The sequence below is a fragment of the Mesorhizobium sp. M7D.F.Ca.US.004.01.2.1 genome, from assembly GCF_003997785.1.
Lineage (GTDB): Bacteria > Pseudomonadota > Alphaproteobacteria > Rhizobiales > Rhizobiaceae > Mesorhizobium > Mesorhizobium loti.
The window spans coordinates 1-1,664 of the sequence record NZ_RZRQ01000620.1; the positions used below are offsets into that span (position 1 = coordinate 1).

Here is a 1,664-nt window from a genome sequence, read left to right on the forward strand (position 1 = left end):
GTAGCGGCGGTTCTGGACGACGGCATGAATGCGTCCGGCGCGGCGAGCAGCCTCGACGATGGCGCGCGCATTCTCCGGACTGTCGGCGAGCGGTTTTTCCGTCAAGAGATGGCAATGATGGGCAAAGGCGGAAAGCGCGACTTCTCGCCGGGCGGCGGGAACCACCACATCGAACACCGCTTGCGGTTGGGTCTGGTCGAGCACGGCGTCGAGATTGCTGCCGATGACGGCATTGGTGAGGTCGTATTCGCGCGCCCTCGCCCGCGCCCTGTCGGCGTCGAGGTCGACAAGGCCGACAATGGCGAGCCCGTCGATTTGCCTGATGGCATCGAGCCAGGCTTTGCTCATCGCTCCGCAGCCGACCAGGACGACATTGATCATCCAGCGCTCCTCCTCCGCTCGGTCCCTCCAGACCGATCGTCACGGCATTCACGGCAGGACCGTAAACGTTTTTCCGTAAACGTTTACGAGAACACACCCGAAGGCGTAGAATGTCAATTGGCCGCTTGCGAAAATCGTCTTGTCACCTTGGCCTGAGCGGCCGCCGGTGCTAGCCAAGCAAGGGGGAGGACAGTCACTTGGCATCCAGCATTCACGACCTTGCCCGTCACCTGAACATTTCGATCGGCACCGTGTCGCGGGCGCTGAACGGTCGCGCCGACGTCAATGCCGACACACGAAAGCGCGTGCTCGAGGCGGCCAGGACACTCAACTATTCGCCGAACCAGTCCGGCCGCAGCCTGCGGCAGGGCGCCACCCATTCGATCGCCTTCATGCTGCAGCCGCATCCGGGCGACCAGCAATATGGCGAGCCATTCTTCATTCCGTTCCTAATCGGGCTGCAGGCCAAGCTCGCCGAAAGCGGGCTCGACCTGATCGTGGTGATGGGCGCGCCGGGCGACTATCAGCAGGAGCGCCTGCGTCGTGTCGTCGAAACGCGCCGCGCCGATGCGGTGCTGCTGGCCTGGACGCGGCGCGAGGACGACCGCATCGACTATCTCACCCAGACCGGCTTTCCGTTCGCCACGCTTGGCCGCAGTCGTTCCGGGGCCAAGTCCTACCCTTCCCTCGACCTTGATTTCGAGAAGGCCGGGGCCGACGCGGTCGACCGCCTTGTGGCGCGCGGCCACCGCCGCATCGCCGCCGTCCGCCCATCGCTCGACCTCAACTTCGGTTATCTGTTCCTAGCCGGCTACCGCAAGGCCTTGCGGCGGCACGGCATCGAGGTCGCCCCCGAACTGATCGCGTCAGGCTTCATCAACGAGGCGGGCGGCTACGAGGTGACGCCGCAGGTCATGCGATCCAAGGCCCCGCCGACCGCCATCATCTTCAACAATGACGCGATGGCGCTTGGCGGCTGCAAGGCGCTGGCCGAGATGGGCATCAGGCCGGGTCATGACATGGCGGTGACCGTCATCGTCGACACGCCGCTTTGCCGCTATTTCTCGCCGGCGCTGACCGCCTTCCGCCCGGCGCTGGAGCCGATGGGACAGCGGCTCGCCGAAATGCTGCTGGCCTCGATCCCGGCCTTCGCCGGCCCAGAAGGTCCGCGGATCATCCGTGAAGTCTGGCCGCTGGAGCTGGTCGCACGCGACAGCGATTGATGGTGGCGGATCGGCCGTGAAATTTGCCCGGCCAGGCCTCAAGGTGTGTTGAGATTCAGG

General features: G+C 65.1%; 2 protein-coding genes. One reads left to right on the top strand and one right to left on the bottom strand.

All coding sequences use genetic code 11. From position 1 onward, the window contains the following. Positions 1-381: Gfo/Idh/MocA family oxidoreductase (locus EN993_RS35510; RefSeq protein WP_164758052.1), on the bottom strand; the 381-nt coding region annotated here is incomplete at its 3' end. Positions 382-578: 197 nt separating this feature from the next. Here EN993_RS35510 and EN993_RS35515 point away from each other — a divergent pair. Beyond that, a complete protein-coding gene (locus tag EN993_RS35515; RefSeq protein ID WP_127266212.1) occupies positions 579-1,604 on the top strand; it encodes a LacI family DNA-binding transcriptional regulator in 1,026 nt (341 codons plus the stop codon). Positions 1,605-1,664 lie beyond the last annotated feature (60 nt).